Genomic DNA, 17,956 nt, shown 5'->3' with positions numbered 1-17,956 from the left:
TGGCCCGGCCACTTGGCGGGCTCCCCTGACGCGGCCACCTGAACCGTCCGGCGGGTGCGCGGCCTACGTCTGAACCTCCACCACGAGACCTGACCCGGACATATGAACCGCCCGGCGAGTGCGTGGCGGGCGTCGAGCTTCCCACCGCAACCCTGACCGGGGCACGGAACTCGCCGACGCCACCCCGCCCTGCCCTGCCAACTTGGCCCTCCCGCGAGCGATCCCGGCCCTGCCCCATCTGAACCCGCCCGGCGAGTTCATGGCCGGCATCCGGCCTCCCGCCGCGACCTGACCGGGGCGCCTGAACCCGCCGACACCACCCCGCTCCCCGACACCTGAGTTCTCCGACACCTGAGTTCTCCGACCAGCCGCCTCGCCGGGACCGGCGCGTCTGAGGCGCGTGCTCCGCGTTCAGGGCGGGCGGTCTCACGGTCCGGAGAGGTTCGGCACAGCCCCGCAGGGCGGGCAGCGGCGCCCGTAGGCGTTCCGGGGTTGGCCAGGAGGTGGGACCACCCCGGCTCGACCCGTTCGTTCCTACCTCCGCGGCAACATCCCCACCGCCGCGACCGGCACCGCCGCCAGCACCAGCCACGGGACCGCGGGCGGTAGTCCGCTGTCCAGCAGGGAACCGGTGACGGAGCTGCCGATCAGCACGAACAGACCGGAGACGGAGGAGAGTGCGCCGGTGTAGAGGCCGAGTCGGCCCTCCTCCGCGAGGTCGGGGACCCAGGCCCGGGCCACGGGTGCGACGAGCATCTGCCCGAAGGTGAGCAGGACGACGAACCCGGCCGACGGCAACAGTCCCGCCGTACCGGTCAAGGCGGCGGGACGGGACACGGCGACCACCGCGAACCCGGCGCCGATCAGCAGCAGTCCGGCCACCATGGACCGGCGCAGCGAGAGTCTGGAGCCGGCCCAGCGGGTGACGGGGAGTTGCGCGGTCACCACCAGCAGCGAGGACAGCGCGAACAGCCAGGCCAGCGCCGACTGCGAACCGGTCGCGCGCTCCACCTCCTCGGGGAGGGCGAGGTAGAGCTGGTTGTAGGCGAGCAGGTAGGCACCGTACGCACAACACAGCCCGAGGAAACGGCGATTGCGGGCCAGCGCCCCCAATCCGCCCTTAAGCCGCACCCGTTGCCGACCCGGAATCCGCTGCGGCAACATCCACGCGTGCCCGGCGAGGACGAGCACGAAGATCCCGGCGCCCGCCAGACACACCGTACGGAAGTCCACCGCGAGGAGCAGCGCGCCGAGCAACGGTCCGACGAAGGCACCGGCCTGCCCGGCGACCGTGAACAGCGCGAGGACGCGGGTGCGTTGACCGCCCGCCTCCTCGTGGACGACGGCCTGCCGGGCGACCTCGGACTCGACCGCCGGTGAGAACAGCGCGGCGGCGAACCCGACGAGCAGGACGGCCCCGATGACCGCCGCCGTCCGTTCGGCGTACCCGAGCCAGGCGAACCCGGCGATCCGCAGCACGCATCCGGCGAGGACGACCGGCCTGATCCCGTACCGGTCGGCCAGCGCCCCACCCACCACGAACAATCCCTGCTGGCTGAACGTCCTGAGCCCCAGCACGAATCCGACCAGCCAGCCCGCCATGCCGACGGCCTGCCCCAGGTGTTCGGCCAGGAAGGGCAGGACCGCGAAGAAGCCGATGTTGAAGGCGAGTTGGGTGAGGATCAGCAGCCGCAGCCGCGGGGAGAGCAGGACTGTCTTCGGCAGTTCGACCGGCGTGGATGTCATCCGGTCTCCACCAGCTCGCGCGTCCGGGGACGCGCGCACCGTCGCGGCCACCGCACCCCGCCCGCCGCGCTCACCGCCAGCGCGCCCAGCAGGGCGAGTGCGGCGGCGGGGGCGAGGACGGCCCAGGGGGCGCGTTCGGCGTAGGGCTGGTTCTCGGCCAGGAGCAGGCCCCACTCCGGGGCGGGCGGCTGGGCGCCGAGGCCGAGGAATCCGAGTGAGGCGAGGGCCAGCGCGACGCCGGGCAGGCGCAGCAGGGCGTGCCGGGTGACGGACGGCAGGATCGCGGGCAGCAGTTCGTGCCGCAGGAGGTACCAGCGGTTCGCGCCCAGGGCCCGGGTGGCCGCCAGATGCGGGGTCGCGCGTTCCTGCCGGAGGAGTGAGGAGGTGTGCGCGGCGAGCGCCGCCCAGGAGACGGTGGCCACGGCGATCGCGGGCGTGGCGGCGCCGCTCCCGGCGACGGCGGTCACGAGCAGCGCGGCGAGCACCGGCGGTACGGCGTTGACGGTGTCGACGAGCGGCCCGGACAGCCGGGGCAGCAGCCCGAGCAGGACGCCGACCACCAGGGCGGTGACGCTGATGGCGAGGGCGGTCAGAAGGGTGTCCAGGGCCCCGTGTCCGACCCGGGCGAGCAGGTCCCGGCCGAGTGCGTCGGTGCCGAACGGGTGGGACCGGGAAGGGGGTTGGAGCCGGGCCCCGGTCTCCAGGGCGAGTGGGTCGCGGAGCAGGCCGAGCGCGATGACGGCGGTCAGGAGGCCGCCCAGGACGAGAGGCGGGGTGCTGCGGGTGGGGCGTCGCGGCCGGTGCAGCGAGTCCAGGGCGCCGTCGCGCAGGGCCGGGCCGGTCAGGAGGCGGACGGCGGGGGCCGCGAGGCCGGTGGCGGTGGCGGCGAGGAGCAGCAGGGCGAGAGTGCCCGCCTGGAGCACGGGCAGGTCCTGCGCGAGGGCGGCCTGGAGGGCGGTGCGGCCGAGGCCCGGGATGTCGTAGACCTGCTCCACGGCGACGGAACCGCCGGTGAGGCCCACGGCGAACAGGCCCAGGTTGGGCAGCAGCGCGGGGACGCACCGGCGGACCGCCTTGGCGGCGACGGTACGGCCGGGCAGGCCGCGGGCCTCTGCTGCCCGCGCCCAGGGTTCGGCGAAGGCGCCGGGCAGCAGGTCGTCGAGGAGGCGCCCGAGCACGGCCCCGGCGGGCAGGCCGAGGGCGAGGGCGGGCAGGACCGTCCAGCGGGGTCCGTACCAGCCGAGGGCGGGCAGCCAGCCGAGTTGTACGCCGACCACGGTGGCGAGGACGGAGGCGGTGAGGAACTCGGGCAGCGCGGAGAGCATCGCCGAGGCACCGCCCCCGGCCCGGCGTCCGTCGAGGCGTCGGTGCGCGCCGAGCCACAGCGTGCGGGCGCACACCAGGGCGGCGGTGGCGGCGGCGATCACGAGGGCCACCGTCACGAGCAGCAGGGACACCCCGAGTGCCTGGACGACGGTCGGGGTGACCTGTGTGCCGTTCAGCCATGACCGGCCGGCGTCGCCCCGGGGCAGGCCGCCGAGCCATTGGCCGAGCAGGTGCAAGGGGCCCTTGTCCAGGTCGAGTTGGGCCCGGATGTCGGCCAGTACCGGTGGTGTGGGCTCGCGGTCCGCGGAACGCGTCTTGAGCACGGTGAGCGCGGGGTCGGTGCGGGACAGCCACGGCAGCAGGCCGATCCCGCACACCAGGGCCGCCGCGAGCAGGACACGCCACAGCAGGGTGGCCACTCGGTGCCGCATGGATCAGCGTCGCGTTCCGGGTCCGACCAGGGTCCGCTCGTACGGGTCGAGCAGCAGGCCGTGGACATCGGTGGCGACGCCGGTGATGATCTTCTGGTGGGCCAGCGGGATGACGGCGTCGGTGCCGAGGACCGCTGCTTCGGCGCGCAGGGCCGCGTCCTGCCGTTCGCCGGTGTCGGCCACCGCGTCGGCCTCGGCCACCGCCCGGTCGACCTCGCTGTCGCACAGCCGGGAGAGGTTGTAGCCGCCGTCGCAGGTGTAGTCGCTCGCGAGGACGGCGACGGGGTCGCCGGTGTCGACGAGGCTGTTGCGGGCGCCGATGAACGCGTCGAACTTCCCTGCGAGCACGTCGCTTTCGAGCCGCGAGTACTCACGCACCACCAGAGTGACCCTGAACCCGGCCTTCTGGAGCTGCTGTTGGAGGACCTGGGCGGCTTCGGGGAGTTCGGGCCGGTTGTCGTAGGTGGCGAGGGTGACGGAGGCGCCGTGCGGCTCGGCCGCGCTCGCGCGTCCGGCGGGCCGCACGCGCTTGCCCTCGGCCCAGGTCACGGCCGGCCCGTAGATCCCGGTGCCGGGATCGGCGTACCCCTCGAAGACACCTTTGACGACGGCCGAGTTGTCGACGGCCTCGCGGGCGGCGGCGCGCAGCCTCGGGTCCCGGAAGGGGCCGGACGCGGTGTTGAGGTGCAGGCTCGTGGTGCGGGTGGTGGCGGTCTCCTTGAGGGTGGTCTTGTCGAGGCTCGCGGCCTGGGCGACGGGGATCGCCTCGGCGATGTCGACCTGGCCGGTGCGCACGGCGTTGGCGCGGGCGGTGCCGTCCGCGATGAAGCGGGCGTCGACGCCGGAGGCATGGGCGCGGCCGCCCCAGTAGTCGTCGAAGCGGTCGAGGGCGGCGGACGTGGAGCCGTTGACCTTGGTGAGCTCGAAGGGGCCGGTCGCGGTGCCGACCGGGTCGGCGCCGTCCTCGTAGGCCTTCGGGGAGAGCACGGCGAGGCTGGGACTGGACAGGCGCAGGGGCAGTACGGGGTCGGGGTTCGTGGTGGTGATCCGTACGGCGGTGCTCTGTGCCTCGACCGTGAGGGTGACGCCGGAGAGGGCGGCCGGGGCGGGCTTGGCCTCGTCGGCGTGGGTGAGGGCGGCGGCCACCGCGGCCGGGGTGACCGCGGAACCGTCCTGGAAGGTGGCCTCGCGCAGGGTGAACAGCCAGGTGCGGTCGTTCTCGCGGCGCCAGGTCTCGGCGAGCGCGGGAGCCGCGGCGCCGTTGGCGTCGAGGGCGGTCAGGCCCTCGGTGACGCCGAGGCGACTGAGGAGGGTGGCGTCGCCGCCGTACGGAGAGAGGTTCTCGGCGGGCGGGAAGGCGAGGGCGACGCGGAGGCGGGAGCCGTCGCTCGCGTCACCCGTGGAGCCGCCGCCCTGGGCGGCGAAGCAGGCGGCGAGCAGCGGGGCGAGCAGGAGGGAGCCGAGTGTGTGACGGCGGCGCATCGTGGTCACCGTCCCATCGGTATCTCGAAGTGGACGACGCTGCTCGCGCCGCCCGTGGTCTCGCGTTCGTCGTGCACAACCTTGCCTAGCGAGCGCCAGAAGGCTTCGGCGCCCGGGACGGTCGGGTCGGTGTGCAGATACACGGAGCGGTAGCCGCCGTCGGCGGCCGCGAAGGCGAGCAGCTCGTCGACCAGGCGGCGGGCGAGGCCGCGCCTGCGGTGCTCGGGACGGACGTAGATCCGGCGCAGTTGGGCGGTCTCGCCGGACGGGTAGCGCTCGGCCAGCTCGCGCGGGTTCGGCGGGTGGGCGGGGCCGCGGGAGTCGAGGGCTCCGGTGGCCACGACGGTCCCGTCCGCCGGGTCGAGGGCGACGAGGAGGGTGTGGCGGGCCGGGACGAGATAGGCGGCGGCCGGGTCGATGATGTCGCCGTGCCAGCGGGCCACGTACCCGGTTCTGAAGTCTTGGTAGACGGTGTCGAGCATCACGGCTCGCGCACCTTCGAGGTCGTCCGGGCTCGCAGTCCTGATGCCGTAGTTACGCACTTGCACATCATATGCATTAAGCCTTCCGGCTTGATCGCGGGGCGATTTGACAGTGATCGAATGAACGCCATAGAACCTACCAACATGACATCCATTTTCAAAAAGATGGAGCGGTAGTGCGCATCGCGTTCGTCGGCAAGGGTGGCAGCGGCAAGACCACCCTGTCGGCGCTCTTCTCCCGCCATCTGGCCCGTTCCGGCGCATCGGTGCTGGCCGTGGACGGCGACATCAACCAGCACCTGGCCGAGGCGTTGGGCCATGACGGCGGGGACCTGGGCGCCCCTCCACTGGGCGCACACGTGGCCGACATCAAGGACTACCTGCGCGGCACCAACCCGCTGATCGCTTCCCGCGAGGCGATGATCAAGACCACGCCGCCGGGCCGGGGTTCACGTCTGCTGCGCCTGCTGGGCGAGGACGAACTGCACGCCAGACACGTCCGGCGGGTGGGTGACGTCCCGCTGATGGTGACGGGCGAGTTCGACGAGAGCGACCTCGGCGTGGCCTGCTACCACTCCAAGCTCGGCGGGGTGGAGCTGTACCTCAACCACCTGGTCGACGGTCCCGGCGAGTACGTCGTCGTCGACATGACGGCCGGCGCGGACGCCTTCGCCTCGGGCCTGTTCACCCGCTTCGACGTGACCTTCCTGGTGGCCGAACCCACCCGCAAGGGCGTCTCGGTCTACCGCCAGTACCGGGACCACGCATGGGAGTTCGGCATCCGGATCGCCGTGATCGGCAACAAGGTGACCGGCGAGGACGACCTGCTCTTCCTCAAGGAGCACGTGGGTGACGACCTGTTGACCCACCTGGTCCAGTCACCCTGGGTGCGCGCGGCCGAACAGGGGCGCTCCGACGGCGACTTGGAGTCGCTGGAGCCCCACAACCGGCACGCCCTGTCCATCCTGCGCGAGACGGTCGACGCCCACCCCCGCGACTGGCCCACCTTCCACCGCCACGCGGTCGAGTTCCACCTCCGCAACGCCCGCTCCTGGGCGAACGAGGCGACCGGCCTCGATCTGACCTCCCAGGTGGACCCGGACTTCGTACCCGGCGCTGCCTCCCTCGCCTGACCGCCACCCCCGCCTCCACTCCCACTGACAGACAGGAACCACCGCACATGTCTCTCGACGTCTCCCCGAAGCTCCTCGCCGAAGCCGAGCAGGGCACCATCCGCGAGGAGGACTTCGTGGACACGGTCCGCACGTCCCTCCCCTACGCCTACGACCTGGTCGCCTCGCTGGCCGGTGAACTCAAGGGCGGCACCGCCGAGTTCACCGACAACCAGACCCCTCCCCCGTCGGAGACGGAGCGCGGCCAGCTCCTGCGCGCCCTCGCCAGCGACGCCATCCGCGGCAGCCTGGAACGCCACTTCGGCGTGGCCCTGGCCTTCCAGAACTGCCACCGGGTGGCGGCGTTCCGCCCGGAGTCGGTGGACGGCGACACGTACGCCCGCTTCACTTCGGTGCGCTCGCAGGTGCTGAACCAGTCGCCGGAGTTCAGGGACTGCTGAGCCGGCCCCGATGTGAGAAGTGGCCCTCCCCGGTACGGGAGGGCCACCCGCTCGCTACCGCCGAACCGCCGCCTCGGCCGGTGCCGGCGCATACCCCGTCGGACGGGCCGTGAAGGTGCCGCGGCCCTGCGTCCGGCTGCGCAACCTCGTCGCGTAGCCGAAGAGTTCGGCCAGCGGCACGGTCGCCGTCACGACCGCCGAACCGCCGCGGGCGGCCGAGCCCGAGACCCGGCCGCGGCGGGCGGCGAGGTCGCCGAGCACCGCGCCGACGGTGTCCCCGGGCACGGTGACCGTGACCTCGACGACCGGTTCCAGGAGGACCATCGCGCAGGCACGCAGGGCCTCCCGGAGGCCGAACCGGCCCGCGGTACGGAAGGCCGTGTCCGAGGAGTCCTTCACATGGGTCGAGCCGTCGGTGAGGGTGACACGCAGCCCCGTCACCGGGTGCCCGCCGAGCGGCCCTTCGGCCAGGGCGTCCCGGCAGCCGGCCTCGACCGCGCGGACGTACTCCTGCGGAATGCGGCCGCCCACGACCGTGGAGCGGAACTCGAAGCCCGCCTCCAAGGGTTCGACGTCGAGCACGACATGCGCGAACTGACCCGCTCCGCCGTCCTGTTTGACGTGCCGGTGGACCAGCCCGGACACCCCGCGTCCGACCGTCTCGCGGTAACTCACCCTCGGACGGCCGACGTTGAGCACCAGCCCGTGCTCGCGCCGCACCTTCTCCACCGCGACCTCCAGATGCAGTTCACCCATGCCGGACAGCAGCGTCTGGCCGGTCTCGGCGTCCGTGCGGACGACCAGCGAGGGGTCCTCCTCGGCCAGTCGGGCCAGCGCCGAGGCCAACCGGCCGGCGTCCACGGACCGCCCCGCCTCGACGGCCACGGACACGACCGGCTCGGCCGCGCTGGGCGGTTCGAGCACGAGCGGGGCGTCCGGCGCGCACAGGGTCGAGCCGGCGCGGGCCGACTTCAGCCCGACGACGGCGACGATGTCACCGGCGCCCGCCCGTTCCAACGGCGCGTGCCGGTCGGCCTGCACCCGCAGGATCCGTCCGACGCGCTCGGTACGGCGTGCGCCCGCGTCCCACACGGTGGCTCCCTTCTCGATCGTTCCAGAGTACACGCGTACGTACGTCAGCCGTCCCGTGGCCGTGGCGTTCACCTTGAACGCCAGCGCCGCGAGGGGCGCCGCCGGATCGCTGGGCCGCTCCTCGCCGTTCGCACCGCGTACGGCGGGCACGTCGAGCGGCGACGGCAGATACGCCACGACCGCGTCCAGCAGCGGCTCGATGCCGCGGTTGCGGTAGGCCGAGCCGCACAGGACGACCACGCCGTCGCCGCTGTGGGTGAGGTCCCGCAGGGCGGCGGTGAGGGTGCCTTCGGAGAGGGTCTCCCGGTCGCAGAACTCCTCCAGGGCGGCGGGGTGGCGCTCGGCTACGACCTCCTCAAGGAGCCGGCGTCGCTTGAGCGCCTCCTCGCGCAGCGCGGCGGGCACCGGTCCGTCCTGCGCCGCCGCACCGGAGGCGGACCAGGTCAGCGCCCGCATCCGCACCAGGTCGACGACGCCGGTGAAGCCGTCCTCGCTGCCGATGGGCAACTGCACAACCAGCGGGGCCGGATGCAACCGCCGCCGGATCGACTCGACGGCCGCGTCCAGGTCGGCGCCCGCGCGGTCCAGCTTGTTGACGAAGGCGATCCTCGGCACACCGTGCCGGTCCGCCTGCCGCCACACCGACTCGCTCTGCGGCTCCACGCCCGCGACCGCGTCGAACACCGCGACCGCCCCGTCGAGCACCCGGAGCGAACGCTCCACCTCGTCGGCGAAGTCGACGTGCCCCGGGGTGTCGATCAGGTTGAGGCGATGTCCGTCCCACGCGCAGCTCACGGCCGCCGCGAAGATGGTGATCCCGCGGTCCCGCTCCTGCGGGTCGAAGTCGGTGACGGTCGTGCCGTCGTGGACCTCGCCGCGCTTGTGCGTGGTTCCGGTGGCGAACAGGATCCGCTCGGTGACGGTGGTCTTGCCGGCGTCGACGTGGGCGAGGATGCCGAGGTTGCGGACGACGGCGAGCGGGTCGGATGTGTGGGTGCGCACGGCCCATGGCCTTTCAGGTGCTGTGATGACAGGGCTGCGCGATGGCCCGTACGACGACATGACGGCACGTCACATAGGCGTGCTGCGGCGGTACTCGACCGTTCAGACAGTCGTCGCGGGCATCCGGTGCCGGCCGCGCAGCGGGCACCGGCGGGTCCAGGACACGAGGATCACGTCGTACGACGTCCGGGGAACGGCGACAGCTGCGCGCACGCACATGGCCGTACTCCCCTCACTCGTCGTCCCTGGTCATGGCGAGTGTAGGGAGCCGGCCCGGCTCGGCGCACGGGGTTTTCCGCGGTCAGCGGCGCAGGCCCTGGAGGCCGTCGTAGGCGGACATGACGAGGTCCATGCCACGGGTGTCCTCGGCGGGTTCACGCATCTGGTCGGTGGCGTAGGCGACCACCATGCGGGCCTCGGGGTCGATCACCACCAGGGAGCCGCCCCAGCCGCCCCAGCCGAAGGAGGTCCCGAAGAGGCCGAAGCCGAGGCCGTACCGCTGTGTCATGCCGATCACGCGGTCCTCGCCGCTGAATTGCTCCTCGCGGGCGCGTTCGGCTCCCGCCGCCGACAGCAGCCGGACTCCCCCGACCGTCCCTGCGCAGGCGAGCGCGGACTGCACGAGCGCGACCGAGCGGGCGTTGCCGAACCCGCTCGCGGCGGGGATCTGGGAGCGCCGCCACGCGACGCTGTTGGCGTCGCTGACGCGCATCGCGGTCCCCGCGGAGGGTGTCGCGTCGGGCCCGGGGGCGCCCGCGGTGTAGTTCTCGTCCCGGCCGGGCGGCGGGAGGGTACGGGCGACCCGGTGGTCGTGTTCGGCGGCGAGTCCGATGTGGAAGTCGGCGCCGAGGGGGCCGGTGACGTCCTCGGCGAGGAACGCGCCGATCGTGCGGCCGGTGATCCTGCGCACGACCTCGCCGACCAGGAAGCCCTGGGTGAGCGAGTGGTAGCCGGCCGCGGTGCCGGGCTCCCAGAGGAGCGGCTGGGCGGCGAGGCGGGCGGTGGCGGCCGACCAGTCGTAGAGCTCCTCGACCGGGCCCTCCCAGTGCGGCAGGCCGGCGGTGTGCGACAGCAGGTGCCGTACCAGCACCTTGTCCTTGCCCCCGGCGGCGAACTCCGGCCAGTACCGGGCGACGGGGGCGTCCAGGTCGAGATCGCCGCGGTCGGCGAGGATCAGCGCGCACAGCGCCGTCATCGTCTTGGTCGTGGAGAACACGTTGGTGATCGTGTCCCGCTCCCACGGGGCCGTCCGGCCGGCGTCGGCGAAGCCGCCCCAGACGTCCACCACCGGTTCGCCGTCCACGAAGACGGCCACGCAGCCGCCGGCATCCCCCTCGTCCAGCAGCGCCGCCAGCTTGGTGGGGACGGCGGAGAACAGGTCGTCGTACGTGCCCTGGATGTCGGCCATGCCGGGTATTCAGCCCCTGCCGGGCGGTCCGCGTCAACCGAATTAGGGGCGCCCGGTGGGCCGCAACGCGAAAGACCCCACATGAAGTGGGGTCTCACTGGTAGGACGTTCACGAGTTCCCTTGAACTGGAGAGCCCCATGCCCGATTGCATCTTGGACCAAGCTATCCGGTCGCATGACCAGCGTCACCCTCAATTACGTCGACCGCGTGGCCGTAGGCCAACATCGCGTTCGAGGTTTCGGGCAACCCCGCACCACGTGAGTGCGAGTTCGCCTACACCTACGCGGACAGCGCAGGGAACACGACCACCGAGCCGTCCTTGTTGCGGGCAATCTCAATCGCCACGTCTGTCGTGCGGCTGTCGACCATGACGTCGTCGCCCAGCTTGCGAATCCGGTTTGCCGCGCGCATCAGGCGATCGACTTCACCGGTCGTGAAGACGGGCCGCAGACCTTGCGGACCTGCCAGCTCCAGCGCCGACAAGCGCGCCAGGACACCCGCAATGCTCGACTCCAGTTCGTCGAGGCGCTGCTGGTCGCGCTTGAGCTCGCGGGTGAAGTTCTCGAACAAGTTGTCAGGGTTGTCCTGGGCATGCTCGACAGCCTGAAGGACGACGACCCGCCGCTTCAGCGCAATGGCCAGGGCAGCGAGTTCGAGGTGGGCGCGGAACATGCCGCCAGGCTCGTCGACGCCGGGGAACGACTTGGCCAGCGTGCTGATCTCGACGGACTTGCCCTCGGGCAGCCTGTCGAGTGCGCTCTGCCACCGGGCAAGGCGGCGGTCAGCGGCGCCCAGCGCCGTGTTGATGGCGTGCACTGCCGAGTCCAGTCCCAGGGAGACTCCGAGCTTGCCCTGGTCGAGCAGAATGGCGGTGGCTTTGTCGATGGCGTCGCGGCAGCCGTCGAGTTCGCTGTGCTCCTGTTCGAGCTTCTGTTCGTGCAGCTGCTCCAGCAGTTCTGTGATGTGTTCGATAGCCTGCTGGCGCTTGTAGTCGGCATGCGCGCTCACGCCCACCGCTACGGCCATGAGCACGAGCGGCGCGGCCACGGTGAGCGCCGCGCTGCCGGCGGCCGCGACGCCGGCTGTCGCACCGGCTCCGCCGACCGCGCCTGCTGCCGCCGCTTTACCGACGGGCACGAACGTCGCATTGGCGGCGATGCCCGTCGAGTTCATAAGTGCGCTGTGGATGCCACCGGCCGCCGCCTTCGACGCCATCGGGCGAACGACGCCCTGACCGAACTGGGCGGCGACCTTCGCCGGAACCACCATGCGATACAGGTTTTCGCCAGCAGCGGTCGCCCTGGCCGCCGTAAGGGAACTTCGCGTCGACTGCGTGATGAACTGTGACAGGTGCTGCGCCAGGGGACTCGCGGCATCGAGCGGGATACCTCGGCTGCGGTCGAGCTTGTCGGGCAGCGGATGCACCTCGAGTGTGGCGATCGGCGCGTCGGCCAGGGCGGCCAGCACGCCGCGCAGTTCAGCCAGGCGCGCAGCCGTCATCGGCTCGTCTCCGGCCAATGCCGGCACCCGGACATCACCGGTCGCCAGCGTCCACACCGGAACGAGTGCCTTGCGATCGCCAGTCATCGTCTCCCCCTTGTTCTCCCACAACAGCCTACGGCTGACGTCCGACAAGAACGGCAGGAACCTCGTGTATGCAGCTACGGGCTCTGTCTCCCGGTGAACTGACGATCTCCCAACGGAGGGACGGCGCCCCTCACCTGCAATGCCGGCCGGGACCGGTGGCGCGTGGTGCGGGCCGACGAGACCCATTGGGCACGCGGGAATCGCACGCTGCGATAGATCGCGGACCTCCGGCGGCCGCGTAGCAACCTCAAAGTCGCCCTCACCACAGCGCTCCCACAGGACATCTGGGATCCGGGAATTGCAACCGCCCTGGATGTAGACGGCATAGCGGAGCCCGGTGATGCACTGTCTGTCGTCACGGCCCCATGGGGTTCGTGAATCGACCTCCTGCGTCAGCACCGAACTCGACTCGGACGTTGCCGACAGCCAAGTCGCGGACGGCCTTGAGGCGAGATCGGGCGCGTCCCGGCACCTTCCCGAATCCAGTCGCCGGTGCCGGCCTCTCGTCCGAAACCAGCATCTATTCTGAGGCAGGGTCAGGTAGCTCCTGCCGATGCAACGCTCCGGCAGCCAACAAGGGGTGGCAAGTGACAGCGGATGTCCGTGGACCGGCATGGGCACTCGAGGGATTGGGCGTGCGGTCCGGGCGCTATCCCCTGGCGGTGGAGGGCCCGGTGATGCGGGCGGTGGACCGGTTGGTACCCGGAGTGTCCACAGTGACCCGCTACATCCGCTATCACTCCCTGTACGCGGCGATCGCGGCGCACGCGGAGCGGAACGCGTGGGACATCACCGCGTGCCGCCGGGCGGTCCGCCGCAGCGAGGTCCTCCTGGCGGCGCTCCAGCACCACACGGAGACAGATCCGGCATGGCTTGCCCACGGGGTCGATCGAGTGCGGCGTTTCTGCGCAGAGGAACTGGAACTGGCACGAGCCGCCGACGAGGAGCAGCTGAGCCAGTCGTACTCACCCCGCCGCTGGGGCTTTTGGGACCAGTACGGCGGACCCGCCACGGTGCTCGGCACCTTGGACGTCCGGGACGGAGTGCTCAGACCCGGCCGGCACCCGTGCCCTCCCGCGGTCAAGGAGCTCTTCGCACCTCTGCTGTCACTCGCGGCGCGGGACGTCGTGTCCTTCGCCGACCTGGAGACAGCGGGGCAGGCGGCTCTTGGCGTCCCGTGTCCGGCCGAGCGGGAATGGCTGACGGACGTGCTGACCGCAACTCGCGGTGGAGGATCCCATGCGCAGGGGGACTGGGAGGCGTCCGACCGCACTCGGCGTGCGACCCTCCGTATCCTCGGCCGGGCGATCGATCTCCACGGTCATGAGGGCGACGGGTATCAGGAGACGCTGCGCTCCGCGGTGGCCTTCGGTGGCGAGGCGACAACGGATCCCGTTCTGGCGGCGATTCCCGAGACGGCCGGTTGGCGGGGAGTGCTGCTGCGTCATTACTCCGTCGGCGCCTGGCGTCGGCTGTGGGCGGCACTGGTTGCCGGTGTCGGCTCCAAGGACGGCGAGGCCGACCGGTCGGCCGAGGAACTACGGGACTGGCTGGCGCAACAGGCCCCGGATGCGAATGTACGGCGGGTCCTGGACGAACTGCCTCCGCTCAAGAACGCGGCAGGTCAGTTGTTGCCGGTCGAACGGCACCTCCTGACGCAGGGTGCCGAGGCCCCGATGACCAATGTGCTGCTCCTGATGGTGGGTGCGCTGCGCTCCCGGGAGGGTCATCTTCCAGACGACGTACGGGCCGTCTTCCTGGGTCGTCAGCGGCGCTGGGCCGAGTTCCTCGACCCGACGTGGGTCGACGGCCTCATCGACGACTACGCCGACCGGCCGGTCCGCGACCTGGCCGCCCGGCTGGTGGACGACATGCTCGCCCAGTCCCGCAGAGTCGCCCTGGCGAAGCTGCGCACCGACCCCGCGACCGGCGGGCTGAAGATCTTCTCCCGTCTGCACCTTCGCAACGAGCGTTATTTCAAGACCGGTGACGAAGGGGACTCCGACATCGGCACCCGCGTCCCCCAACTGGGCTCCCTAGCAGCGCAGCTGGGGCTTTTCGCGATCCGCGACAACTGCCACACCGTCACCGCGGAGGGACGGCGAATCCTGGAGACAAACCCATGAGCGCGGCACAGCACACCCGGTTCGCATCCCCCGTCACGCTGCTGAGAGAGTGGAGCGAACGCAGCGATCAGCAAGCGCTGCACGAAGCACTCTTCCTCGGTTTCACAGTCGATCTCCCCTTCCTGGAGAAGGTCGCCGTACCCGTCGCCCGTGGCTTGGGTGCCCGCACCGCGGTGATCGGTGATGCGGCCCAAGGGCTGTACGACCCGGTCGATGTGCGCATGGCCGGCCGCAGTTACCTGCACGGCCTGGCCGCCTGCCAGCGTGCGTTCCACCCCAAGGTCGTCCTTCTGATCGGAGAACATGCCTGCCGGGTCGCAGTGGGTTCGGGAAACCCGACGCTGTCCGGCTGGGGCGCCAACGACGAGCTGTGGACGGTGGTGGAAACCGAGGACGACGACTCCCACGCACTCCTGGCCGACCTCGCCGACTGGCTGGAGGCACTGCCCTCCGCCGTGGAACTGGCCCCCTGGTCGGCGAGTCATCTGGCGGAACTGGCTGCCCTTTTGACCGAGCGGCATGTCAACGCCCCGGCCGGACCGGAAACCGGTGCCCGGCTTCTGCACAACCTCCAGGAGAGTCTGCTGGACCAACTGCCGCTCGGTCCTGTCGACGAACTGCACGCATACGCCCCGTTCGTCGACGAGGCCGGTCATGCCCTCAGCGGGCTGCTCGGCCGTCTGACACCCCGCCGCACCGTCCTCGGGCTCCAGCCTCGCTGGTCGAGCTACGACGCCGGAGCGATCAAGAGGGCACTCGGCGGCTTCGACGCGCAGATCCGTTTCCTCGAGGAGACTCGGATGCGGCACGGCAAATTCGTCGAGTGGCAGGCCGGCGGTCGCCGATTCGCTCTCACCGGGAGCCCGAATCTGACCCGCGCCGCGCTGTGCACCAGCACCCGGGACGGCGGCAACTGCGAGCTCGCCGTACTTGCCGCCGACACCGCGCCGCTGCTTCCCGAACAGGGGCGCATCACCTCACTCGCGAGCCTGACGGGCCGCACCATCCGGCCCTTCGAGTCCACCGGTCACACGCTCGTCCTGCTGGGCGCGAAGACGGACAGCGAAGGTCTGCACGTCTCTCTGGCGCACCCCCAACTCCTGCCCGTGGTGATCAGCACGTCTCCGGACGGTTCACCGGGTTCCTGGACACGGACCGGAACCATTCCGGCCGGGGCGGCGGCCTGCTCCTTCCCGCTGCCCGAGGTTCCTGGTGCGGCGGTTCGCGCCACGTGCGCCCGTCCTGACGGCACCACCGCCGAATCCGCCGTCGTCTTTGTGTACAGCCCCGTGCACTGCGCACGGCGCCACAGCGCCGACAGCGGTCCCCGCCTGAGATACGACTACACAGCGCAGACCCTGTTCGCCGACGAGCGTGCCGCACGCCGTTTCGAAACCGATGTGCTGCGCCTGCGCGAACTCACCGCCGGAACGTCCGCTCCCCGGGTGAGTCCGGCGGGAGACACGACAACGGGCTCGGTGACATCGAGTGGCGTCGACCGCTGGGACGCCTACCTCGCCGACTGCCGCCGGATGATCGGGGCGCCGTTGACGGATCTGGCGTTCGGCACCTCGCCGCTCGACCTGCCGCAGGCACCCTCGTCCCGGTGGATCGTGTCAGCGGTCACCCTTGGCCTGCGGGAGGAGGACGACGAGGAGCACGAGGACGAGACGGAGGAGGTGGACCTCCCCACAACGAGCGAGCCGCTCGCCCCGTACGTCGCGCCAGAGCAGCGTGCCCGTTGTCGCGCCTGGGCCCAGCGCTGGGTCGCGGCGCTCACGGGCCCTGACGGTTCGGCCGCAGCACCGGTTCCGGTCCGGCTGCTCGTGGCCAACCTGTACGTCCAGCTTCTGGCCGCCGGAGTCTGGGACGAGCAAGACCAGAGCTGGCGCGACGGACTCAGCCGCCTCCTCGAAGCACTCCGTTCCGAAGACCTGGCGGGCGAGGCGGACCACGATGCTCCGCCCGAGACCCGGCGACGGCTGGACGCGGTGGCGGCCGTGGTGATGACACTGCTCGTTCAGGACGCCACCTTCACCGGCGGCGGCGAGCACGACGTACTCGCGGCCCGCGCCTGGCACGGCGGCAAGGCGATGATCGCGCGTGCCGAGCCCGCCGAGGCGGAGGACCTGATGATCCCGCCGGAGCGGGCGCTCGCCCGCGTCGCGCCCTGGAGCGAGGTGGACAGACTCATCGCTCTGGCGCAGGAAGACGACCCCTACGCGGAGGCGATAGAGGGGCTGACCGCAGCCGGCTGGTCGGTCGCGTGCGAGGACGGGCTCTGGGAGATCACGGGCTCCTTCGGCAATCCGCTTCCGGTCGTGGCCAAGGCGGCCGAACGACTCGGGCGGCACCACGCCGACGGCGTGCTCGTGCGAGCCCGCAGCAAGAACCGCTGGGCCTTCATGGCATGGGCGGACCCCTACCTGGTCCTGCTGAATCCCCCGGCACGCGTCTGGTTCACCTACCAGGTACGCCCCCCTGCCACACCGGAATCACGGTTCAGCGGCGGCGACCTTTCCGCGGTACCCGGCCGCGTCGGTTCCCCGGCCCCGCTGCAGAAGGGCCCGCCGGAAGCTCTCAGGAAGATTCTCGCCGAAGCAGGTCTCGCCTACCCGGAGTTGGTCAGTCGCCTATTCACACTCGACACCTGACGGGGAAGGAAAGCGATCTGCGCCGTGACGCCACCGGCGACGGCCCGTGGAGCGCCTGAGTTCCCTCGAATCACCTCGTCCCACGGTCGCGCCGCTGCTCAGGACGGGCAGGCGCGATGATGGTCGGAGCCTGTCCCGGGAGCGCCACGGCTACCGGCCGTCGCGCAGGCATGTCCTGTTTCCGCAAGTGAGGGGCGCAGTACCTGGACCGCCACCGCCCCGCCCCCTCGCCGAGCCGATCACGAGGCCCGAAGGCCCGAAGGCCCGAAGGCCCCAGGAACGACGAAAAACCGGTGAGTCACGGGACTCGACCGGTAATTCGCGAACGCTTCGAGACGATCTCGCGAACGTCCCTGCTGGGTCTCACTGGTGTCCGAGGGGGGACTTGAACCCCCACGCCCGATAAAGGGCACTAGCACCTCAAGCTAGCGCGTCTGCCATTCCGCCACCCGGACGAGGTGTCTGCCGCCTTGACGGGGGTGTTCCCCGGGGCGACACGCACAACAATACCAAGCTTTCGGGGTGCCCTTCACCTGCATATCCGTCCAGAGAGAGGCCATGGCGACAGTATTCTGTATACTGTCGCCACCCCAATGGCCCCGGCTCGGAGGCGACATGGAAGATCTGGATTCCGCGGTGGTGCTGGGCATGGCAGACCAGGCACCCGACGGCATAGTGATCACCGACAGGGAAGGGCTGATCCGCTACTGGAACCGGGGTGCGGAGCGCATCTTCGGGTTCGCGGCGGCCGACGTGACGGGGCGGAGCCTGGACGTCATCATTCCCGAGCGGCACCGCAAGCGGCATCAGGAGGGCTTCGACGCGGCCATGGAGCGGGGGTCCAGCAAGTACGGCGACGCGGATCTGCTGAACGTGCCCGCACTGGCGGCGGACGGCCGCAAGCTGTCCATCGAGTTCAGTGTGGTGCTGCTCTCGGGCCCCGACGGCAGCCCCTACTGCGGCGCGGTCGTCCGGGACGTCACCGCGCGGCGCGAGCGGGAGCGGGAGCTGATGCGGCGCCGGGCCGAGGCTTCGGTCTGAACCCA

General features: G+C 71.2%; 12 protein-coding genes and 1 tRNA gene. 5 read left to right on the top strand and 8 right to left on the bottom strand.

Annotation, left to right across the window (positions count from 1 at the left end; genetic code table 11):
- Positions 1-534: 534 nt before the first annotated feature.
- Genes H293_RS0142480 through H293_RS0142465 form a run of 4 tightly spaced genes read right to left on the bottom strand, consistent with a single transcriptional unit; the run spans position 535 to position 5,527 of the window.
- Positions 535-1,746, bottom strand: coding sequence for an MDR family MFS transporter (locus tag H293_RS0142480; RefSeq protein ID WP_020123854.1), 1,212 nt, complete (start codon positions 1,744-1,746; stop codon positions 535-537).
- Positions 1,743-3,503 carry an ABC transporter permease subunit gene (locus H293_RS0142475; protein ID WP_028808693.1) on the bottom strand — a complete coding sequence of 587 codons (1,761 nt, stop codon included), beginning with the start codon at positions 3,501-3,503 and terminating at the stop codon, positions 1,743-1,745. The genes H293_RS0142480 and H293_RS0142475 overlap by 4 nt, the downstream gene beginning before the upstream one ends.
- A 3-nt stretch (positions 3,504-3,506) precedes the next feature.
- Positions 3,507-4,985 carry an ABC transporter substrate-binding protein gene (locus tag H293_RS0142470; RefSeq protein WP_051138242.1) on the bottom strand — a complete coding sequence of 493 codons (1,479 nt, stop codon included), beginning with the start codon at positions 4,983-4,985 and terminating at the stop codon, positions 3,507-3,509.
- A 5-nt stretch (positions 4,986-4,990) separates the two neighbouring features.
- Positions 4,991-5,527, bottom strand: coding sequence for a GNAT family N-acetyltransferase (locus H293_RS0142465; protein ID WP_078612854.1), 537 nt, complete (start codon positions 5,525-5,527; stop codon positions 4,991-4,993).
- Between the two features lie 116 nt (positions 5,528-5,643).
- On the opposite strand from H293_RS0142465, the gene H293_RS0142460 reads away from it, so the two are divergent.
- Both H293_RS0142460 and H293_RS0142455 read left to right on the top strand, forming a co-directional pair.
- Positions 5,644-6,600: an ATP-binding protein gene (locus H293_RS0142460; protein ID WP_020123850.1), complete on the top strand. Its 957-nt coding sequence runs from the start codon at positions 5,644-5,646 to the stop codon at positions 6,598-6,600.
- A 47-nt stretch (positions 6,601-6,647) separates the two neighbouring features.
- Entirely contained in the window at positions 6,648-7,040 is a 393-nt protein-coding gene (locus H293_RS0142455; RefSeq protein ID WP_020123849.1) for an SCO5389 family protein, read from the top strand.
- A 54-nt stretch (positions 7,041-7,094) separates the two neighbouring features.
- Here H293_RS0142455 and fusA read toward each other — a convergent pair whose 3' ends face one another.
- From fusA to H293_RS0142440, 3 genes are all read right to left on the bottom strand, one after another.
- Positions 7,095-9,134 (bottom strand): elongation factor G, encoded by a 2,040-nt coding sequence (fusA, locus tag H293_RS0142450; RefSeq protein WP_020123848.1) that lies wholly within the window; start codon positions 9,132-9,134, stop codon positions 7,095-7,097.
- 301 nt (positions 9,135-9,435) lie between these two features.
- Positions 9,436-10,542, bottom strand: a complete 1,107-nt coding sequence (locus H293_RS0142445) for an EstA family serine hydrolase (RefSeq protein WP_020123847.1) — start codon at positions 10,540-10,542, stop codon at positions 9,436-9,438.
- 280 nt (positions 10,543-10,822) lie between these two features.
- Positions 10,823-12,130 carry a hypothetical protein gene (locus H293_RS0142440; RefSeq protein ID WP_028808691.1) on the bottom strand — a complete coding sequence of 436 codons (1,308 nt, stop codon included), beginning with the start codon at positions 12,128-12,130 and terminating at the stop codon, positions 10,823-10,825.
- 707 nt (positions 12,131-12,837) lie between these two features.
- On the opposite strand from H293_RS0142440, the gene H293_RS0142435 reads away from it, so the two are divergent.
- Positions 12,838-14,256 carry a hypothetical protein gene (locus tag H293_RS0142435; protein WP_259294666.1) on the top strand — a complete coding sequence of 473 codons (1,419 nt, stop codon included), beginning with the start codon at positions 12,838-12,840 and terminating at the stop codon, positions 14,254-14,256.
- Positions 14,253-16,910, top strand: coding sequence for a phospholipase D-like domain-containing protein (locus H293_RS0142430; RefSeq protein ID WP_020123844.1), 2,658 nt, complete (start codon positions 14,253-14,255; stop codon positions 16,908-16,910). The genes H293_RS0142435 and H293_RS0142430 overlap by 4 nt, the downstream gene beginning before the upstream one ends.
- A 367-nt stretch (positions 16,911-17,277) precedes the next feature.
- Here the strand turns inward: H293_RS0142430 and H293_RS0142425 are convergent.
- Positions 17,278-17,365 (bottom strand) — tRNA-Leu (locus H293_RS0142425).
- A gap of 160 nt (positions 17,366-17,525) precedes the next feature.
- Between H293_RS0142425 and H293_RS0142420 the strand changes: the two genes are divergently transcribed.
- Positions 17,526-17,951, top strand: a complete 426-nt coding sequence (locus H293_RS0142420; RefSeq protein ID WP_020123843.1) for a PAS domain S-box protein — start codon at positions 17,526-17,528, stop codon at positions 17,949-17,951.
- Positions 17,952-17,956: the final 5 nt, after the last annotated feature.

Origin of the sequence: Streptomyces canus 299MFChir4.1 (genome assembly GCF_000383615.1) — a bacterium.
Classification (GTDB): domain Bacteria; phylum Actinomycetota; class Actinomycetes; order Streptomycetales; family Streptomycetaceae; genus Streptomyces; species Streptomyces canus_C.
Note: the sequence above shows the minus strand (reverse complement) of the source record. Positions and strands in the feature narration are given on the sequence as shown.